Consider the following 18607-nt stretch of genomic DNA (forward strand, 5'->3'; position numbering starts at 1 on the left):
CTGGACCGGAACGGCAAATAAGATGAATATGGATAAAAATAAAAAGGGTACCGCTAGGAGTATATATTTTCTCCAATGCATATGCTGAACCTCCTTTTGAGTCGTTCTTATAAGAATAAAGGATTATTCATTAATAATCTAGAAAAGTCACAATTGACAAAAATATACACCCATAGTAATCTTTAAACACAAGGTAAAAATATCCAATAATTTATAATAAATGGAGGCGAACGTCATGACTAAATTAGATAAGCACATTGATGTGATAATCGTATATTTTCATACATCCGCCTGCCTTGAGACTTTGTCTTTATAGACAAAGGATCGAACGTGCTCATTGATTATTTTTAAGCGCAGGTTGTGGAAGTTTCGCGGCCTGCGCCTTTTATATGTGTTTCTTACGCATCTAAAAAAGCTTCCGCTTAATTAACGGGGGCTTTTTGTTATTTAGGGAATCCGATGCAATAGCATCCTTTCAATATAAAAGATAGGAGGAATTATTAATGAGACAAATAACAATGGTGGTTCTACTCCAACCAGGAGATCCAGAAAGCGGCTAGCAAATTAATGGTGAGAACATAAGGGAGGGGAATTCATGTTTGCGATATTTAAAAAGCTGTCCTGGTACTTTAAAGAGCAATGGCAGCGTTATACCTGGGCCATTTTATTTTTATGCCTAGTGAATATTATGGAGGTTATTCCACCAAAGCTTGTCGGGAATGCCATTGATGACATGAACAACGGCAACATGACGCAAGAAGGAATCATGAAATACGTTATCTATTTGCTCATTGTCTTGTGTGTCAGCTATCTATTTGGGTACTTATGGAGTTATCTTTTATTCGGCGGCGGAAACTTGGTCGAACGAAAACTTAGATCCGGGTTTATGGGGCACTTGTTGAAAATGACACCGGCTTTTTATGAAAAAAACCGGACAGGAGATTTAATGGCAAGGGCCACCAATGATTTAAAGGCAATCTCGCTCACTGCTGGGTTTGGGATATTAACGCTCGTTGACTCAGTTCTATTTACTATCACGGTTGTGATTATGATGGGTGCAACTATCAGCTGGCAATTGACGATTGCGGCGGTGTTGCCACTTCCAATCATGGCCCTAATGATGCAAATTTACGTGAAAAAAATATATAAACGTTTTACGGATGCACAGGCAGCCTTTGGTAACTTAAATGACAAAGTGCTGGAATCCATTTCTGGTGTACGGGTCATCCGGGCCTATGTTCAGGAACGGGAGGACGAAAAGCGATTTGATGAAATGACTGAGGATGTATATCGTAAAAACCTCGAGGTAGCGAAAATTGATGCACTCTTTGACCCGACGATTAGCATTATCATCGGTATCAGTTATTTAATCAGTTTGAGTTACGGTGCCTATCTTGTTTTTCAACAAACCATTACACTAGGAGGTCTTGTTTCATTCAATGTGTATCTTGGAATGTTAATCTGGCCGATGATTGCGGTGGGTGAACTAATCAACGTCATGCAAAGGGGGAATGCTTCGCTTGACCGTGTTCAAGATACTCTTTCTTATGAAGCGGATGTGAAAAATTCATTGAAGCCGGAGAGGATTTCTAATCCGGAAGATATTAAATTTGATGAAGTTTCTTTTACGTATCCATCTTCAACAGTTGTTAATCTCTCCAATATTTCCGTTCAACTTGAGCGTGGGCAGACCTTGGGAATCGTAGGAAAAACAGGAAGTGGAAAAACGACATTCGTGAAGCAGTTACTACGGGAATATCCATTAGGAAACGGGGAGATTGCTTTTTCAGGTATGCCGTTAGAGAAACTGGGGCTTGAAGATATTCGTAAATGGATCGGGTACGTTCCGCAGGATCATTTTTTATTCTCAAAGTCTGTGAGAGACAATATCTTATTCGGTAAATTGGATGCAACGGAAGATGAACTGGCTGAAGCTATCCGGCTTGCGGATTTTGAGAAGGATTTAACGATGCTGCCTAAGCGTCTTGAGACACTTGTCGGTGAAAAGGGGGTCGCTCTTTCAGGTGGGCAGAAGCAACGGATTTCGATTGCAAGGGCCCTGATTAAAAATCCGGAAATCCTTATATTGGATGATTCCTTATCAGCCGTCGATGCAAAGACAGAAACGACAATCATTGAAAATATCCAAAATGAACGGTCGGGGAAAACGACCATCATCACAACACATCGCTTATCAGCCGTTCAGCATGCGGATCGAATTATCGTGTTGGACAGCGGGGAGATTATCCAAGAAGGAACTCACGAAGATTTACTGAAGCAAAATGGCTGGTATAGGGAGCAATATGAGCGACAGCAAGTTGACGCAGAAACGGAGGTGAGAGCATGAAGGTCGTAAAGAAACTCTATCAATATGCTGCTCTTTATAAAAAATTGATTATTGGTGCCCTAATCATGCTAGCGCTTTCCGTTGCCGCTGACTTAACGGGTCCATTCATCGCTAAAAAAATCATTGATTCTCACATACTTGGTATCGAATCTTCTTGGTATGAAACGGAAAAAGGGAAAGATGCTGTCGAGTACGGTGATAATTGGTATAAACGGGCAGATTATTTTACTGAAGATGAGAAGAAAGGAAAAGAAGTCCATGTATTGCAGGTTGGCAATCAATTCGTCTTCGTCAATGAAGCTGTTGCCATCGATGGCGATAGAACCTTAGAAAACCAAACATTAATAATTGAGAAAAACGGAAAAGAGCAAATGATATCAGTAGAGAAATTAACAAGTCAGGAATTAATGGAGTTTTACCAACCAGAAATTCCGCGAATTATGAAGCTTGTAGCTTTTTACTTTGGTCTTGTTATCATTTCTTCTGTTTTTCAATATGGGCAGAGTTTTTATTTACAGAAAGCTGCGAATCGAATTATTCAGAAGATGCGAAATGATATTTTTACACACATTTCCCGATTGCCCATTCGTTATTTCGATAATATGCCCGCTGGGAAAGTTGTTGCTAGGGTTACTAATGACACTGAGGCGATTCGAGAGTTATATGTGACGGTGCTCGCCAACTTCTTTTCAAGCACGATTAATATTATCGGTGTTCTCATTGCTTTGTATATTTTGGATGCGCGTGCAGGGCTCATGGGCCTTATACTTATCCCCATTATCGTTATCTGGACGAAGGTATATCGCAAATTCGCCTCGAAATATAATCACATCATTCGGGAACGAGTCAGTGATATTAACGGGATGATCAATGAATCCATTCAAGGAATGAACGTCATTCAGGCATTCGGGCGTGAAAAGGAGACAAAACATTCTTTCGAAAAATTGAACCGGGAGCATTACTCGTATCAAAATAAAATGCTCAATTTAAATTCATTAACGGGAGGAAACTTGATTGGTGTCATTAAGGTTATGGCGCTAATAGCATTTGTCTGGTATTTCGGAGGGATGTCGCTTACAGCAAGTTCAGCTATTTCTTTAGGGTTGATGTATGCAATTGTTGATTTGATCAGTCGTCTGCTTCATCCGCTTCACGGGATTGTCAATCAGTTTGCTAACCTAGAACAAGCTCTTGTTGCAGGGGAGAGGGCATTCAGTTTATTGGATGAGCAGGGATTAGAAGTCAGTGATGAAAACATTTCACGATATAAAGGAAACGTGCAATTCGAAAATGTCTCATTCGGCTATAAAGAAAATGAATATGTGTTAAAAGACATTTCATTTTCTGCGCAACAAGGTGAGACAGTAGCTTTAGTTGGTCATACTGGTTCGGGAAAAAGTTCAATAATGAATTTGTTGTTCCGTTTCTATGATAGTAGTGAAGGACAAATCAAGATTGATGGAAGGGATATTTTAGATATTCCTCATCAAACTCTTAGAGAGCATATGGGAATTGTCCTTCAGGATCCATATTTATTTACTGGAACCATAGCTTCCAATATCAGCCTTAATCATAAAGATATCACAAGGGAAATGGTTGAAAAGTCATTAAAAGATGTAGGCGGGGACAAAGTGCTGAAGCATCTGCCTCTAGGGCTAGATGAGCCGGTTATTGAAAAAGGCGGGACATTGTCTTCAGGACAGCGGCAGCTAATCTCTTTTGCACGCGCGCTCGCATTTAATCCGGCGATTTTGATTTTGGATGAAGCCACAGCAAGCATCGATACAGAAACAGAGGCCATTATCCAGGAAGGAATGGAAGTACTGAAGAAAGGAAGAACGACCTTTATCATTGCACATAGGCTTTCCACGATTAAAAATGCCGATCAAATTCTTGTACTGGATAAAGGGCAGATTTCTGAGCAGGGGACACATGAAGAATTAATGGAGTTGAAAGGAAAGTACTATCAAATGTATGAACTGCAGGCTGGGGCGCATAAGGGAATGGCTGGATAATACCTAGTGGAATAATGAAGGGAGAAATTAAGAATAATTTTTCAGAAAATGAGGGTGCCGGTGTAACGGCATCCTCAATCATATTTCTTGATAATAGTAATCATTCCGTTTAATATATAAATATACTTACGAAGAGGTGATAATAATGAAACAAGGAATTCATCCTGATTATCAGCAAGTAGTATTTATGGATACTAACAGTGGTTATAAATTTATTACAGGCTCCACGAAAAAATCTAATGAAACAATTAAGTGGGAAGACGGTCAAACTTATCCTTTATTAAAAGTAGAGATTAGTTCAGATACGCATCCTTTTTATACCGGCAAGCAGAAATTTGCTGAAAAAGGCGGACGTGTGGATCGCTTCCTAGAAAAATATAATATGAAGAAATGATGTTAAGGCTATCGAGAAATCGATGGCCTTTATTTTTATTTTGGGAGATGGAAGAACTCGTGGGTAAATTAAGGTTTATAAATTTTTTAGTAATAACGTAGTGAATGCCTCATTTAAAATCTTAATAATAGAAAAAAGGGTTGCTCCAGGCACCCTTTTTTTCTATTTATTTTATTTAACTGGAATAGCATGCGCTTTTGCACTTTTTACAAGAGCAGCGTCAAAGTCTTTAATTAAATCATCTGGATTCTCAAGGCCGACAGAGAGACGAAGCAGGCTGTTGGTGATGCCTCGTTTTTCCCTTTCATCAGCAGGCATGGCAGCATGGGACATTTTTGCCGGGTAGGATAATATCGATTCCACTGCTCCAAGACTAACCGCAAAAACAGGAAGTTCGACAGTGTTCACAAATGAGCGGAAAATTTCTTCGCTTTCTAGTTCAAATGATAAAACTGCACCTGCACCAAGGGCCTGTCCTTCCTGGATTGCATGCTGTGGATGATCAGTAAGACCAGGGTAATACACCTTTTTCACTAATGGCTGCTGTTTTAAGTAGTCTGCAATTTTTTCTGCTCCTTTTTGGGAGTGTTCCATTCGTACAGACAAGGTTTTCAGACCTCTCATAACAAGCCAGGCATCCTGGACACCAAGTACCGCACCAAAGGAGTTTTGAAGGGAACCGAGTCTTTCAGCCAATTCAGGATCTTTTACGACAGCAAGCCCAGCTACGACATCACTGTGTCCGGATAAAAACTTCGTCGCACTATGAAGGACAACATCCGCCCCTAAGTTCAGCGGTTTTTGCAGAGCTGGTGTCAAGAATGTATTGTCGACAAAACTCAATGCGCCGACTTTTTTTGCGATATCACAAACGGCTTTAATATCAGTCACCTTAAGCAATGGATTTGAAGGTGTTTCAATGTATATCGCTCTCGTATTAGGTTGAACGGCCGATTTAACGCTTTCGAGGTCCGTCATATCAACGAAAGTATGCTCGATGTTGAAGCGGGTCAACACGCTTGTAACCATCCGGAACGTACCGCCATACACATCTTCTGAGATGACGATATGGTCGCCAGCAGAAAGCAGAAGGAATGCTGTTGAAATGGCCGCCATACCTGATGAAAAGGCAAAGCCGCGAGTACCATCTTCAAGCTCGGCAATGATATCTTCAAGTGCTTCCCGTGTTGGATTTCCGCTCCTGCTGTAATCGTACTTGCCGAATGTATCGATATCAGTTTGATGGAAAGTGGAAGCGTGCTGAATAGGGACGCTCACACCGCCTGTTGTCGGATCGAATTTATGCTGGTTATGAAGTAATTTGGTTTCAAAACTGAAATCATGATTTGTCATCGTAGTGCCTCCCTTTTTACATGTGCAAATGCTTGTTGCAGGTCTTGAATTAAATCGTCGCTGTCTTCGATGCCAACCGAGAAGCGTAGAAGTCGATTACAAACCCCATTAGCAGTTCTAACTTCAAGAGGGATATCGGCATGTGTTTGTGTAGCCGGATAGGTGATGAAGCTTTCAACGCCTCCAAGACTTTCTGCAAATGAAATTAATGAAAGTGATTGTAAAAATGGATTGACCGCTGCTTCGTCAATTATCCGGAAAGAAATCATACCACCTCTGCCGGGATACAGGACGTCCGTTACACATTCATGTTCTGATAAATAATCTACAAGGATTTTGGCGTTCTTTTCATGACGTTCCATCCGCAGTGCCAGGGTTTTCATTCCGCGCATTAACAGCCATGAATCAAATGGGCTCAACACCGCTCCTGTTCCATTATGATGGAAGGCAATCGAATCACATAATTCTGCACCTTTAGCCACGATTAGTCCAGCCAGAACATCATTATGACCACCGAGATACTTCGTTGCGCTATGGATTACAATATCGGCTCCAAGCAGGATAGGCTGCTGCAGAAGCGGCGTATAAAAAGTGTTGTCAACAATCAAAAGTAAATTAAATTGTTTGGCAAGTGCGGCAACAGCGCTAATATCTGTTTGCTGCATAAGAGGGTTAGTGGGAGTTTCGATAAAGATGGCTTTTGTTTGAGGAGTAATAGCTTTTTCGATATCCTCTAAACAACAAGTGTTTACATAGTCACACTGTAAGCCCCATTTTTTAAAACCTTGTTCTAGCAAACGATATGTACCACCATATAGATCTTCGCTGACTATCCATGCATCACCTGATTTAAATAAGGCTAGTATGGTAGAGATGGCCGCCATTCCTGAACTGCAGGCATACCCTTGGTCACCTCTTTCAAGGTTGGCGATGGATTGTTCCAAAAGTTGACGTGTTGGATTACCTGTCCTTGTATAATCGAATCCAGTTGATTGGCCAATTCCTTCGTGGCGGAAAGCTGTCGAAAAGTAAACCGGCGGATTGACTGTTCCTGTCGCGGTTTCACTGCGATTACCTAGTTGAGCAAGATATGTTTCTGTTTTATACATAGTTTTCACTGCTCCTTTGTGTTTTATAAAATAAAAAAAGTCTTCTTTAAGAAGAAGACTTGGTTAAGTATGGACGAGTCATTCTTCTTATCTTCCAAGTTCACAAACTTGTGGAATTAGCACCTTTTCATTGGTTTGAAACAAATGAAGGTTGCTGAGGTGTCATCGGGCCATTCCCTATACCTCTCTCGATAAGAGTTTAGATTATTCAATTTCTTTTGAATTTACTATATATATAAAGTGCTGTCAAGAACATTCTGGGAAAATATTGCTCGATAATTCTTTATTGGTTAATTAGGACTAGCGTTTTCAAAACATGATTGGTCCAATGAAAAACCCCTAAATATTGTGGAAAACGCGATGGTATAAGGTGTTGAGATTCTTTAAAAGACTTTGTTTAATTAAATGGATTTTCTGAAATATAGGGAAGGTTTTGTTCTGTTTCTTTGCTTTAAAATAATAAAGTTTGTACAATGTATAGAGAGAAGAATTAATAATATGTCATTATTCATTTCATATACATAAGGTTTTCGGTGGATAGTGCAAACATAGGAGGAGAACACATGGAATACAGAATCGAACGAGATACGATGGGTGAAGTGAAAGTTCCTGCTGATAAGTATTGGGGAGCACAAACCGAGAGAAGCCGTAACAACTTCAAAATTGGTAATGAAAAAATGCCGATTGAATTAGTCCGTGCGTTTGCATACGTAAAGCAAGCGGCAGCTAAAGTGAACTATGACCTTGGTGATCTTTCAGAAGTGAAAAAGAATGCCATCGTTAAAATTTGTGGCGAAATTCTAGAAGGTACACTTGATGAACATTTCCCCCTTGTGGTCTGGCAAACAGGCAGTGGCACGCAAAGTAATATGAATGTGAATGAAGTGGTCGCTAACAAAGGGAATGAATGGTTAAAAGAAAACGGTGAGTCCGAAACCCTTCACCCAAATGATGATGTCAACAAGGCGCAAAGCTCTAATGACACATTCCCAACGGCTATGCATATTGCAGCCTATATGGAAGTTGCTGAAAAATTAGTACCGGCGATTAAAGTACTTCGTGATACTTTTGCAGCAAAAGAAAAAGAATTCTGGGATCTTGTGAAAATTGGACGTACACATCTTCAAGATGCAACACCACTAACTTTAGGCCAAGAAATCTCTGGTTGGAAAGCGATGCTTGATAAAGACTTAGTGATGATTGAAGAAAGCAGTCAAAAACTATTGAATCTAGCACTAGGCGGTACAGCTGTAGGTACTGGGATCAATACGAAAAAAGAATTTCCAGGACTTTCTGCAAAACAAATCGCGGCGGATACAGGACATTCTTTCGTAACATCGGATAATAAGTTCCATGCATTAACAAGTCATAACGAAATTGTTTACGCTCATGGCGCATTAAAAGCATTAGCAGCGGACTTAATGAAAATTGCGAACGATGTTAGATGGCTGGCAAGCGGCCCAAGAAGCGGAATCGGTGAAATCGCTATTCCTGAAAACGAGCCAGGCAGCTCTATCATGCCAGGTAAAGTAAATCCTACACAAAGTGAAGCGCTAACAATGATTGCTACACAAATTGTTGGTAACGATGCAACAATCGGATTTGCAGCAAGCCAAGGTAACTTCGAATTGAACGTATTCAAACCAGTTATCATTTATAACTTCCTACAAACTGTTAAATTATTGACAGAAGGCATTCACTCCTTCAACAATAATTGTGCAGTAGGCATCACAGCGAATGAAGATAAAATCAAAGAAAATGTTGACCGTTCTCTTATGCTAGTAACAGCATTGAACCCACATATCGGTTATGAAAAAGCAGCTAAAATTGCCAAAACTGCATTCAAAGACAACTCTACATTAAAAGAAGCAGCGTTGAAATTGGAATTCTTGACTGATGATGAATTTAAAGCATGGGTAGATCCTGCTAACATGGTTAATAAATAATTGCCTATGATCACCCTCCCGCTGTTTTTAGGGAGGGTGTTTTAAGGTGTTAAAATAATAGAATAAACAAATACTGAGTATATAAGTTTCAAGAACAGGAGGGAATACAATGGCTTTATGCCCGCTTTGCAACGGCCTCAGAAAAATTCATGTGAATTGCCCGGAATGTGGCAGTGATCTTGATGATAAAGGGAAATTCATGGATTATGCTGATTCATACAGTGCATACATGGATATAGATACGCTTAAGCAAAACGATGGATACCCACAATCGCTCCAAAAAGGTCAATGTCCACACATCATGAACTGCTCTAAATGTGGACATGATGAAGTGGTGCTTGTGCAGGAATAGATTTTATAGATATAGTAGAGTTCAAGACCTTAGCTGAAATATACGCACAAAGACCCATTCATATGAACGGGTCTTTGTTTTGATATGAAATTTAATTAGAAAGTAACTTCAAGCCATACTCCATTTGTGATTCTCCTTCAGCAAAAATGCGCTGCTCGGACCCTTTATCAAAAAAGTGGGCTTTATTCATGTCGAGAGCAAGTTCAATATTATCGCCTGCTTGGATGATGTTTTTTGCATCGATGCGCGCGACGAAGTCTTGGCCAGCGAATGTCGAGTAGAGCATAATTTCGGCGCCCATGAGTTCAGCTACATCGATTTGAGCCGTGAATGTAGTGTTTGGAGACTCCTTGATGTAAGCTCCTTCATTATGGAAATCCTCTGGACGGATGCCAAGGATAATTTCTTTTCCGATATAGCCTTGATCACGCAACGTATTCATTTTCAATTCGGGTACTTCAAGCGTTTGCTCCCCAATTTTAATGATGCCTTCTTTTAATGTTCCGGTAAAGAAGTTCATAGCTGGTGATCCGATAAAGCCACCCACGAAGACATTCACTGGTTTCTCGTACACGTCTTTTGGTGCGCCGACCTGCTGGATGATACCGTCCTTCATAACAACAAGTCGTGTGGCCATGGTCATTGCTTCTGTTTGATCATGAGTGACATAAATTGTTGTAGTGTCCAGTCGTTTATGTAGTTTTGCGATTTCAGCACGCATTTGAACCCTGAGTTTGGCGTCAAGATTTGATAATGGCTCATCCATTAAAAAAACTTTTGCGTCTCGTACAATTGCACGACCGAGTGCCACACGCTGGCGTTGTCCACCTGAAAGTGCTTTCGGCTTCCTATTTAAAAGGTCTTCGAGACCGAGGATTTTTGCTGCGTCATTGACCCGCTGCTTGATTTCCATTTTTGGCGTTTTACGGAGCTTTAATCCAAATGCCATATTGTCATAGACGGACATATGAGGATATAAGGCGTAGTTCTGGAAAACCATCGCAATATCACGATCTTTCGGTGGGACATCATTGACCCGCTTGCCGTCTATATATAGATCTCCTTGGGAAATGTCTTCAAGTCCGGCAATCATCCGTAAAGTCGTTGATTTTCCGCAACCGGACGGTCCCACGAAAACAATGAATTCTTTATCGGCCACACGAAGGTTAAAATCTTTAACAGCTGTTTCTTTTTTATCATAAACCTTAAATATATGATCTAATACTAACTCTGCCATGAAAATTCCCCCTTTTAAACTCCTAATTACTTGTACCAATAACTATAGTCTAATCTATCAAATTGGAAAAAAGTATAGGCACACTGCACAAAAAAGGATAATAATTCCTTTGTTAACTTTGCAAATAATAGTTAATCATTCAGCAAAAGAATTAAGTAAGCAGCCAAGGCATGCGGAAAGTTTCTAATATCGAGTCCAGTTTTTTCAGTGAATTTATCTATTCGGTATTGTAGGCTGTTTCGATGTATATAAAGTTGCTTTGCGGCATAGGTTGCATTGGAATTGCACTCAATATACGTTTTAATCGTCTTCATTAGTTCAGTATCATTCATGGTTTTACCGAGTATTTCATTGATATACCAAGTTTTACTCGTTGCAGATTGGTCACTTATCAGTGAGTGAGGAATGATGTCGGCCAAATCAGTCACTTTTAAATCTGGCAAATGCAATTGTGCCAGGTCAAAACACTTATTCTCCTGATTTCTGTGAAAAGGAAGTTCTTGGTTTACAGAGTGAAAACGACCGGTAAACATTCGAGTCTTAACATAAAAATCACTCTCAAGCGTGGTTGAAATAGCAAGCAGTTCATTTTTTGATAACGACTCATCTGTGTCTGTTTCAATTAAAATACCCGCCTTTTCATTTTCCCAGATCAAGACTGAATCAGATGGGACAAATGCGAGGAAGGCATCCTCGAAATGGGAGTGCGAAAAATCAGCATGAGTCAGATTAAAGTGGATAAACCGGACATTCTCCCAGCTTGTTAAAGGCAAGGATGCATTCGGTTCGAATAAAAAAGTATTCCATGGTGTGTGAGGAAACGTGTTAATTTTATTTTGGAAAAATAAAGGAGTAAAGAGTAGTTCCAACAAACGGATTTCCTCGGCCGAAATTTCTGAACGGGGAATACCAATTGTGCTCCCAATAGAGTCTTCAAACCAAATATAAGAAGTAATGTTCTTCGTATCTTGTATATTGGAAAGAGCGTTTGGGAATTTTTGTTTAAGATTTTCAAGCATCGTGTTCACCTTCTTTCTCACTATCTATCTCATTATAGCGAAAAAGAATAAAGTGGAAAAGAAACAATGGTATTACAAGTTATTAGAAAAACAATAGGACAAGGACATTGATATTCAAGCTATTTTAATAGTTTTTTTCGAAGTAATGATTCTATACCTTAAAGTTACAAGTTACATCAATAAACACAAGGGGCAGTCCCGCAGTCAGCAAAATTGATGAAAGAATCCCTACACCAGGAACAGGAGAATATGAGTGGAAAGGTTTCATTCCATTTAAAGAGAACCCTCATGTAATAAATCCGAAGAATGGCTATGTAGTCAATTGGAACAATAAACCTGCTAAAGAGTGGACAAATGGTGAATATAGTTTTTATCATTTCCCTCCAGAAGACTCCCTCTTCAAGAGTGTGAAGGGCGAGAGCCCAACGGTAAGGGGGAGATGATAATCGAGTCCAACAATATATCAATGGGATGGAAGCGAGAGGGAAAGTTGACACTTTCAAAAGTAGGTTACAAACAAAACGCCGGGGCAAGGGGAAATCTTACTCCGGCAATATATTAAGAATAATGGGAGAATCGCCTATTTGGGGAGATGCTCAATCATTTGCATGATAGATTCAGTAAGGTATTAAGATATTATCAGCAATTATTTTGCCAGCCAGCTGCTCATATATTCTTCATCTTCTATATCGTGTGCGTCCTTTACGATATACAAGGGACGGAATGTATCGACCATGACGGCTAGTTCCTGTGTTTCTTTTTTACCGATACTTGCCTCAATTTTGCCTGGATGCGGCCCATGTGGCAAACCGCTTGGATGAAGGGTAAGTGAGCCTTTTTCAATACCTCGACGGCTCATGAAGTTACCATGAACATAGTATAGAACCTCATCACTGTCCACATTGCTGTGGACATAAGGAGCAGGAATGGCTTCTGGATGGTAATCATACATACGCGGCACAAATGAACAGACAACATAATTATGCGCTTCGAACGTCTGATGTACTGGCGGTGGCTGATGAACGCGCCCTGTTATCGGTTCAAAATCATGAATGCTGAACGCATAAGGAAAGAGGTAACCATCCCATCCTACCGCATCAAGCGGATGAAAATCATAAGTATAGGATGTAATCATACCCTGTGCTCTCACTCGTATTTCAAATTCTCCTTTTTCATCTTTCGGCTCCAGTTTTTCTGGTGTCCGGAAATCGCGCTCGCAATAAGGTGAATGCTCAAGGAGTTGGCCAAATTCATTACGATAGCGCTTTGGAGGAACAATAGAGGAATTTGATTCAACAATGAAAAATCTAGCTTCCTTTGACTCTAAAACTACACGATATGTTGTGCCTATTGGAATGACAAGATAGTCACCAGGTCCGAAACTTAAATCGCCGAAAATACTTTCAATCTTGCCCGTGCCTTCATGAACAAACAACAATTCATCACCTTCACCGTTCCGATAAAAATAATCCATCTGCTTATTAGGGCGTGCAACGCCGAGAGCTACATCATCGTTAGCGAGGAAAATTTTGCGGGCTTCTAGAAAATCACCGCCTACATTTGTATTCCAGGTCCGGAAATGACGATGTATTAACGCATCTTTTTCTTCAAGTTCATAATGAACATCACGAATTTTTGCTGCTTTCTTAACTTGTGTTGGCTGATTGATATGATAAATGAGTGACTGAATACTAGAGAAACCTTTCGTGCCCATCAATTGCTCATAATATAGGCTTCCATCGTCCTTACGAAACTGAGTATGACGTTTATGTGGAATGCGGCCCATTTTAACATAATGTGTCATTGACTAAACTCCTTTTCCGTAGCTGTCATCTTATATATAGGTGCTACTTCTTCACGTTTTGCGTACCTAAAATCTTTGCCTCTGAAAGGGCCGGTAAAACTTGACCGCTTACTTCACCAAAACCAATTCGATATCCATCTCCTTGGCACCAGCCACTGATAGTCAACTTGTCTCCATCTTCAATCCAGCTTCGTTTACCGCCGCTGTTAAGTTTAAGCGGCTCTGTGCCACGCCATGAAAGTTCAAGCAGGCTGCCACGTTCTTCACGGTTAGGACCGCTGATAGTACCAGATGCATGCATGTCACCAGGGCGTAGATTACATCCAGTAATGGTATGGTGAGCCACCTGTTGAGCAATCGACCAATACAGATAGCTAAAATTTGTATTCGTAATTTTGGTTGATTGTTCTGTGTTTTCTGGTGTCAAATGAACTTCAAGGTTAATATTGAATGAGCCATCTTTTGTTTGCTGTAAGTATGGAAACGGCTCCGGTTCCTGCTGCGGCCCAGGTGTGCGAAAAGGATCTAATGCTTCTAGCGGCACAACCCAAGGAGAGATTGATGTAGCGAAATTCTTAGAATTAAATGGCCCAAGAGGCTGGTACTCCCATGCTTGAATATCACGTGCACTCCAGTCATTCACGAGAACTAGCCCGAAAACATGATCTTCAGCCTGATTAACTGGAATTGGTTCTCCAGGGCGGTTGCCAGGTCCAATAAACCAACCCATTTCAAGTTCGAAATCAAGCTGAATAGATGGACCAAATACTGGATCTGCATCTTTTGGTTTGCGCTGTCCCGAAGGGCGCCGCACCTTTGTGCCACTTGGAACGATAGAACTGGACCGTCCATGATATCCGATCGGCAAGTGTGTCCAGTTTGGCATGAGTGCATTTTCTTTTCCTCTGAACATAGTCCCCACATTGGTCGCGTGCTCTCTTGAGGCATAGAAGTCTGTATAGTCTCCTATCTTTGCAGGAAGTAGCATCTCTACATCTTTCAATGGGTGGAACGCTTTTAAACGAAGTTCTTCATCATCACGTAAATCAGGCGTGTTCGCATCCAAAAGGTATTGTAATTTCTTACGTACAGAAGTCCAGGCGGGACGGCCGAGTTCCATAAATAGATTGAGTGAAGAAGCGGAAAAGACATTCTTTTCTTCTGCACCGGTCCCTTTTAACAGCCCGGCATCGTCAATTACAGATAAATCAAGAACATATTCACCAATGGCTGTACCGGCACGCGGACCTTTGTCTTTGAATTGAAAGATACCATATGGCAAATTTTGAATCGGAAAATGTGATTCCGGTGTTGTTTCGATAAAAGAATATTTCATCGTGGTGCCTCCCCATTAAAAATAGTCAGTTCACCAAGTTCTTTACGCGGCTCATCAAAGCTACAGCTTCCGTAAGAAGCAGCGAAGACTGTGCGTGCTTTGTTGATTTGAGAAGAACTGACAGATAAACTGCGCCAAGAAAGCGTGTCTGGTGTAAACGAAAAGTGTGTTGGATCCTCATCCAACAATATGGTTTCAATGATTTTGCTGTCTATTGAATGGCAGTAGGAAAGAAGGGCTGCTGTAAATACGTTAACAAAGCCATGCATTTTTGTTTCCACTTCATTTCGATACTGGCGGATTGGATGATGCAGACCCGCTGTGAATTTTAAAGTTAGATTTCTTTTTCGGGATTCATGAATAACAATCGCTACTTGTTCGGCAGAAGGAAATAAATCCGATGTAATGCCGCCCATGCGCATTTTAATACCAATACTTTTCAAAGATTTTTGATTGATCAAGCGAATAGTATCCAATGTGTATGGAAGTTGATCAATCGTTCCTGTTATTTCACAATAAATCGGATAACTGGCTGTTTGTTTTTCGAGTTTCTCTAAGAAAGAAGAATCAACTTTTTCTGGAAGCGGAACTTCGATCACCTCAATGGTACCAGCTGTTTTATATGTTTCTAAAAAAAGGTGAATATCTCCCATAGCCGTTTCAATTTCTAGGGGTTTCGTTAAAATAACAGATAATCGAAGTGGATATTGATCATTAAATTGATCTTTATATGGTTCGAGTTCACTCAGTCGTGAAGCGGGAATAACAAATGGACCAAGCATCCAGCTGTCTGAATCATGGATATATGCATGAAAATTTGAAATTGCTTCTGGAAGCGGAAGTGCACTTGGTGGAAACAGGCCTGCATAATCAATAAGTTCGGTCATAAAATGACTGAGCGCTTCCTCTTTCCACATTCCATTTACTTTTGTTAACAACAACTTCACACCTCCTATAATAGGAGGCCATACTGGGTATTACGCCAGATGGCCGGTTTATATTAAATATTTCCACGAAGTTCCTGTTCGCGTTCAATCGATTCAAACAATGCTTTAAAGTTTCCATCGCCAAAACCAAGTGCACCTTTACGCTGAATGACTTCGATAAACATAGTTGGGCGGTCAACTAATGGTTTTGTGAAAATTTGGAGCAAGTACCCTTCATCATCACGGTCGACAAGGATATTAAGTTCTTGAAGTCGTTTCACATCTTCATCAATATCTCCTACACGATTGGCGAGGTCTGCGTAATAAGTGTCAGGAGTCTTTAAAAACTCAACACCATTTTCTTTTAGTGTGGCCACTGTAGTGATGATATCGTTTGTTAAAAGGGCAAGATGCTGAACACCTTGACCATTATAGTAATCTAGGAATTCTTGAATTTGAGATTTGCGTTTTCCTACAGCCGGTTCATTGATCGGGAACTTAATGCGTCCTGTTCCATTCATCATAACTTTTGACATTAGGGCTGAGTACTCGGTCGAAATGTTTTCATCATCAAAATGTTTCAGGACAGTAAAACCGAATACTTTTTCATAATAATTTGTCCATTCGTCCATTACTTCCACATTACCAACAAGGTGGTCAACACCGATTAAGCCTGAAGGTTGAGCTCCAAAGTTGTCCTCACGAGCTTTAAAACCTGGCAGAAATCCACCTTTATAATCGATTGGCTCAACAAGCGTGTGAATCGTATCCCCATATGTGCCTAAGATTGCTTTTCTTACTTTGCCATTTTCATCTTCTTCCACCCATGGTTCTCGAAGAGCGATGCCACCGCGTTCAATAGCACCCGCATATGTTTTTTCTAGGTCTTTTACGAGAAGGGAGATATCTTTTACTCCTTCGCCATGAGTTTTAATAAACTCAGCCACATCTGTGCTGTCTGATAGAGTACCTGTTAAAATCAATCGGATGGTGCCCTGTGCCATAACGTAAGATACACGGTCACGGGAGCCTGTTTCTAGTCCTTTATATGCTATAAGCTTGAATCCGAAAGCGTTTGCATAATAATAAGCAGCCTGCTTTGCGTTCCCAGTATAGATTTCTACGTAATGGACACTCTTAACCGGAAACAATTCCTCTTTCTTTGCTTTAGAAGATCCAACTGTTTTTTTAGTCATATTTACCGCTCCCTTATCATTTTTTTACATGAAAAAGCTGAATTTTCTTAATTTTCCGCCTGTGATAGTTCACATCATAATACATAAAAATTCACCACGCAAATATGTGTTTTACCGCGGTTGACCATCATGGTAGCAACATTTTAACGCGATAAAACATATTTGCGTTTAGGTGTACTCTTGCACATTTTTTGTATATCTACTTAAAATGTTAGCAACTAAATAAAAGGGGAATTAGATATGAAAATTAGTGTAAAGTTCTGCCCTAGTAACTTTGAAGATGAGTTGGAAACTATGAAAGATAAATTAATGGAGTGTAGCGGTCTAGAGGTTATTGAGGATAGATGCTTGTTGTATTGCGGACAATGTTTAATGCAGCCGTTTGCAGTTGTGAATGGTGTAAACATTGTCGCAAACGATCCAGTTGAACTTCTCGAAAAAATTGAACAATATGTAGCTAGGCTTAAACAAGGAGACACTGTGTGAAAAACGAGAAAATGAAATTAGTAATAATTGATTATTGCTTTTATTGACAACTATATCATTATATTGTGTTTTCCCCGAGAAACATGCGAACCTTCAGAGAGCATCCATCTATGATAAAATATATGTAAAACCCTACTACAAATGCTTATTAATTGCATTGATTGATATCTTCGCATAGTATGACGGAAAAAATTCAAGGCCTGTTCCCAAAAAGGGAGCAGGCCTTGAATTTTATGGTTTGGTGTCTTATTTCATCCAATCTGGTTTTCCGAAGCCTGCAAACTTGCTATCGATTACTTCTTCAAACTTGTCTGATTCAACTACTGATTGAATATCCTTAGCAAATTGTGCATCTACATCTTTTGTATTCACAGCAACAACATTACGATACATATCCGGCATGTTTTCTAAAACAAGGGCATCTTGGAGTTCCATTTTTGCTGCAAGAGCGAAGTTACCTGGGACCGCTGATAGGTCAACGCTGTCTGTTGCACGCGGCAATTGAGCCGATTCTAATGGTTTGAATTGAATGTTTTTTGGGTTCTTTGTTACATCTTTTTCAGATATTTTTAAGGGATCGACATCTGGCTTGACTTCAATTAAATCTTCATCTACTAGGACTTTAAGTGCACGTGCAAGGTTAACTGGATCGTTCGGTAGGGCTAGTGATGTACCATCTTTAATGTCTTTCAACGATTTATATTTGTTCGAGTATATACCCATTGGTGCTGTCGGTACAATAACAAGGTCAGAAAGCTCTAAATCATTTTCTTTAGCGAAGTTATCCATATACACTTTGTGCTGGAAAAGGTTGGCGTCGATTGAATTGTTGCCAAGCGATTTATTTGGCTGGATATAGTCAGTGAATTCAACGATTTCTATTTTGTAGCCAAGATCTTCTAGGCCTGGCTTGATGGCCTCTTTTACCATATCCGCGTAAGGGCCGGTAGTTGCTCCGATTTTCAATTCTTTTTTGTCTTCAGTTTTTGGGGAAGCATCATCGCTTCCGCAAGCTGCCAAGCCAAGGGCTAGTGCGCAAACAGATAATAAAGAAGCTATTTTTTTCATTGGAAATTCCTCCTGTAAT

The 18607-nt window shown here is 40.2% G+C and carries 16 protein-coding genes and 1 riboswitch; of the genes, 7 read left to right on the forward strand and 9 right to left on the reverse strand.

Features of this window, described 5'->3' with window-relative positions:
- Window positions 1–595: 595 nt before the first annotated feature.
- From NST21_RS05950 to NST21_RS05960, 3 genes are all read left to right on the forward strand, one after another.
- Window positions 596–2347 carry an ABC transporter ATP-binding protein gene (locus tag NST21_RS05950; protein WP_340888252.1) on the forward strand — a complete coding sequence of 584 codons (1752 nt, stop codon included), beginning with the start codon at window positions 596–598 and terminating at the stop codon, window positions 2345–2347.
- A complete protein-coding gene (locus NST21_RS05955) occupies window positions 2344–4362 on the forward strand; it encodes an ABC transporter ATP-binding protein (protein WP_340888255.1) in 2019 nt (672 codons plus the stop codon). Before NST21_RS05950 ends, NST21_RS05955 begins: the two co-directional genes overlap by 4 nt.
- Window positions 4363–4507: 145 nt before the next feature.
- Window positions 4508–4756: a type B 50S ribosomal protein L31 gene (locus NST21_RS05960; RefSeq protein WP_053344867.1), complete on the forward strand. Its 249-nt coding sequence runs from the start codon at window positions 4508–4510 to the stop codon at window positions 4754–4756.
- Between the two features lie 171 nt (window positions 4757–4927).
- Here the strand turns inward: NST21_RS05960 and metC are convergent, their stop codons facing one another.
- Window positions 4928–6109: a cystathionine beta-lyase gene (gene metC, locus NST21_RS05965; protein WP_340888257.1), complete on the reverse strand. Its 1182-nt coding sequence runs from the start codon at window positions 6107–6109 to the stop codon at window positions 4928–4930.
- Window positions 6106–7218, reverse strand: a complete 1113-nt coding sequence (locus NST21_RS05970) for a methionine biosynthesis PLP-dependent protein (RefSeq protein ID WP_053344869.1) — start codon at window positions 7216–7218, stop codon at window positions 6106–6108. The genes metC and NST21_RS05970 overlap by 4 nt, the downstream gene beginning before the upstream one ends.
- Window positions 7219–7302: 84 nt before the next feature.
- Window positions 7303–7416: riboswitch (SAM riboswitch) on the reverse strand.
- A 365-nt stretch (window positions 7417–7781) separates the two neighbouring features.
- Here NST21_RS05970 and fumC point away from each other — a divergent pair.
- Both fumC and NST21_RS05980 read left to right on the forward strand, forming a co-directional pair.
- Window positions 7782–9164, forward strand: coding sequence for a class II fumarate hydratase (gene fumC, locus NST21_RS05975; protein ID WP_053344870.1), 1383 nt, complete (start codon window positions 7782–7784; stop codon window positions 9162–9164).
- 109 nt (window positions 9165–9273) lie between these two features.
- Window positions 9274–9516, forward strand: coding sequence for a hypothetical protein (locus NST21_RS05980; protein ID WP_053344871.1), 243 nt, complete (start codon window positions 9274–9276; stop codon window positions 9514–9516).
- Window positions 9517–9607: 91 nt separating this feature from the next.
- Here NST21_RS05980 and NST21_RS05985 read toward each other — a convergent pair whose 3' ends face one another.
- Entirely contained in the window at window positions 9608–10753 is a 1146-nt protein-coding gene (locus tag NST21_RS05985) for an ABC transporter ATP-binding protein (RefSeq protein ID WP_190270173.1), read from the reverse strand.
- Between the two features lie 131 nt (window positions 10754–10884).
- The gene (locus tag NST21_RS05990) at window positions 10885–11772 is read right to left on the reverse strand and encodes a PucR family transcriptional regulator (protein WP_340888260.1); all 888 of its coding nucleotides are present in this window, start codon (window positions 11770–11772) and stop codon (window positions 10885–10887) included.
- Window positions 11773–11951: 179 nt separating this feature from the next.
- On the opposite strand from NST21_RS05990, the gene NST21_RS05995 reads away from it, so the two are divergent.
- The gene (locus tag NST21_RS05995) at window positions 11952–12215 is read left to right on the forward strand and encodes a penicillin acylase family protein (RefSeq protein WP_082612991.1); all 264 of its coding nucleotides are present in this window, start codon (window positions 11952–11954) and stop codon (window positions 12213–12215) included.
- Window positions 12216–12418: 203 nt separating this feature from the next.
- On the opposite strand, the gene NST21_RS06000 is transcribed toward NST21_RS05995, so the two are convergent.
- Genes NST21_RS06000 through hppD form a run of 4 tightly spaced genes read right to left on the reverse strand, consistent with a single transcriptional unit; the run spans window position 12419 to window position 17034 of the window.
- A complete protein-coding gene (locus tag NST21_RS06000) occupies window positions 12419–13576 on the reverse strand; it encodes a homogentisate 1,2-dioxygenase (RefSeq protein ID WP_053344876.1) in 1158 nt (385 codons plus the stop codon).
- 43 nt (window positions 13577–13619) lie between these two features.
- A complete protein-coding gene (fahA, locus tag NST21_RS06005; protein ID WP_340888261.1) occupies window positions 13620–14912 on the reverse strand; it encodes a fumarylacetoacetase in 1293 nt (430 codons plus the stop codon).
- Window positions 14909–15853, reverse strand: a complete 945-nt coding sequence (locus NST21_RS06010; protein ID WP_340888263.1) for a hypothetical protein — start codon at window positions 15851–15853, stop codon at window positions 14909–14911. The genes fahA and NST21_RS06010 overlap by 4 nt, the downstream gene beginning before the upstream one ends.
- A 59-nt stretch (window positions 15854–15912) precedes the next feature.
- Complete coding sequence (gene hppD / locus NST21_RS06015; protein WP_056527897.1) at window positions 15913–17034, reverse strand: 4-hydroxyphenylpyruvate dioxygenase; 1122 nt, start codon at window positions 17032–17034, stop codon at window positions 15913–15915.
- Between the two features lie 240 nt (window positions 17035–17274).
- Between hppD and NST21_RS06020 the strand changes: the two genes are divergently transcribed.
- The gene (locus NST21_RS06020) at window positions 17275–17520 is read left to right on the forward strand and encodes a DUF1450 domain-containing protein (RefSeq protein ID WP_057219520.1); all 246 of its coding nucleotides are present in this window, start codon (window positions 17275–17277) and stop codon (window positions 17518–17520) included.
- A 246-nt stretch (window positions 17521–17766) separates the two neighbouring features.
- On the opposite strand, the gene NST21_RS06025 is transcribed toward NST21_RS06020, so the two are convergent.
- A complete protein-coding gene (locus NST21_RS06025) occupies window positions 17767–18588 on the reverse strand; it encodes a MetQ/NlpA family ABC transporter substrate-binding protein (RefSeq protein WP_340888264.1) in 822 nt (273 codons plus the stop codon).
- Window positions 18589–18607: the final 19 nt, after the last annotated feature.

It is taken from the genome of Peribacillus sp. FSL K6-1552, assembly GCF_038005205.1.
Taxonomy (GTDB): domain Bacteria; phylum Bacillota; class Bacilli; order Bacillales; family DSM-1321; genus Peribacillus; species Peribacillus butanolivorans.

Bases quoted from the DNA above. Each gene is read 5' to 3' on its own strand.
- NST21_RS05950 (WP_340888252.1), top strand. From the start codon at position 596: ATGTTTGCGATATTTAAAAAGCTGTCCTGGTACTTTAAAGAGCAATGG.
- NST21_RS06000 (WP_053344876.1), bottom strand. From the start codon at position 13,576: ATGACACATTATGTTAAAATGGGCCGCATTCCACATAAACGTCATACT.
- fahA (WP_340888261.1), bottom strand. From the start codon at position 14,912: ATGAAATATTCTTTTATCGAAACAACACCGGAATCACATTTTCCGATT.
- NST21_RS05985 (WP_190270173.1), bottom strand. From the start codon at position 10,753: ATGGCAGAGTTAGTATTAGATCATATATTTAAGGTTTATGATAAAAAA.
- NST21_RS06020 (WP_057219520.1), top strand. From the start codon at position 17,275: ATGAAAATTAGTGTAAAGTTCTGCCCTAGTAACTTTGAAGATGAGTTG.
- NST21_RS05980 (WP_053344871.1), top strand. From the start codon at position 9,274: ATGGCTTTATGCCCGCTTTGCAACGGCCTCAGAAAAATTCATGTGAAT.
- fumC (WP_053344870.1), top strand. From the start codon at position 7,782: ATGGAATACAGAATCGAACGAGATACGATGGGTGAAGTGAAAGTTCCT.
- NST21_RS05960 (WP_053344867.1), top strand. From the start codon at position 4,508: ATGAAACAAGGAATTCATCCTGATTATCAGCAAGTAGTATTTATGGAT.
- NST21_RS05970 (WP_053344869.1), bottom strand. From the start codon at position 7,218: ATGTATAAAACAGAAACATATCTTGCTCAACTAGGTAATCGCAGTGAA.
- NST21_RS06025 (WP_340888264.1), bottom strand. From the start codon at position 18,588: ATGAAAAAAATAGCTTCTTTATTATCTGTTTGCGCACTAGCCCTTGGC.
- NST21_RS05955 (WP_340888255.1), top strand. From the start codon at position 2,344: ATGAAGGTCGTAAAGAAACTCTATCAATATGCTGCTCTTTATAAAAAA.
- metC (WP_340888257.1), bottom strand. From the start codon at position 6,109: ATGACAAATCATGATTTCAGTTTTGAAACCAAATTACTTCATAACCAG.
- NST21_RS05990 (WP_340888260.1), bottom strand. From the start codon at position 11,772: ATGCTTGAAAATCTTAAACAAAAATTCCCAAACGCTCTTTCCAATATA.
- hppD (WP_056527897.1), bottom strand. From the start codon at position 17,034: ATGACTAAAAAAACAGTTGGATCTTCTAAAGCAAAGAAAGAGGAATTG.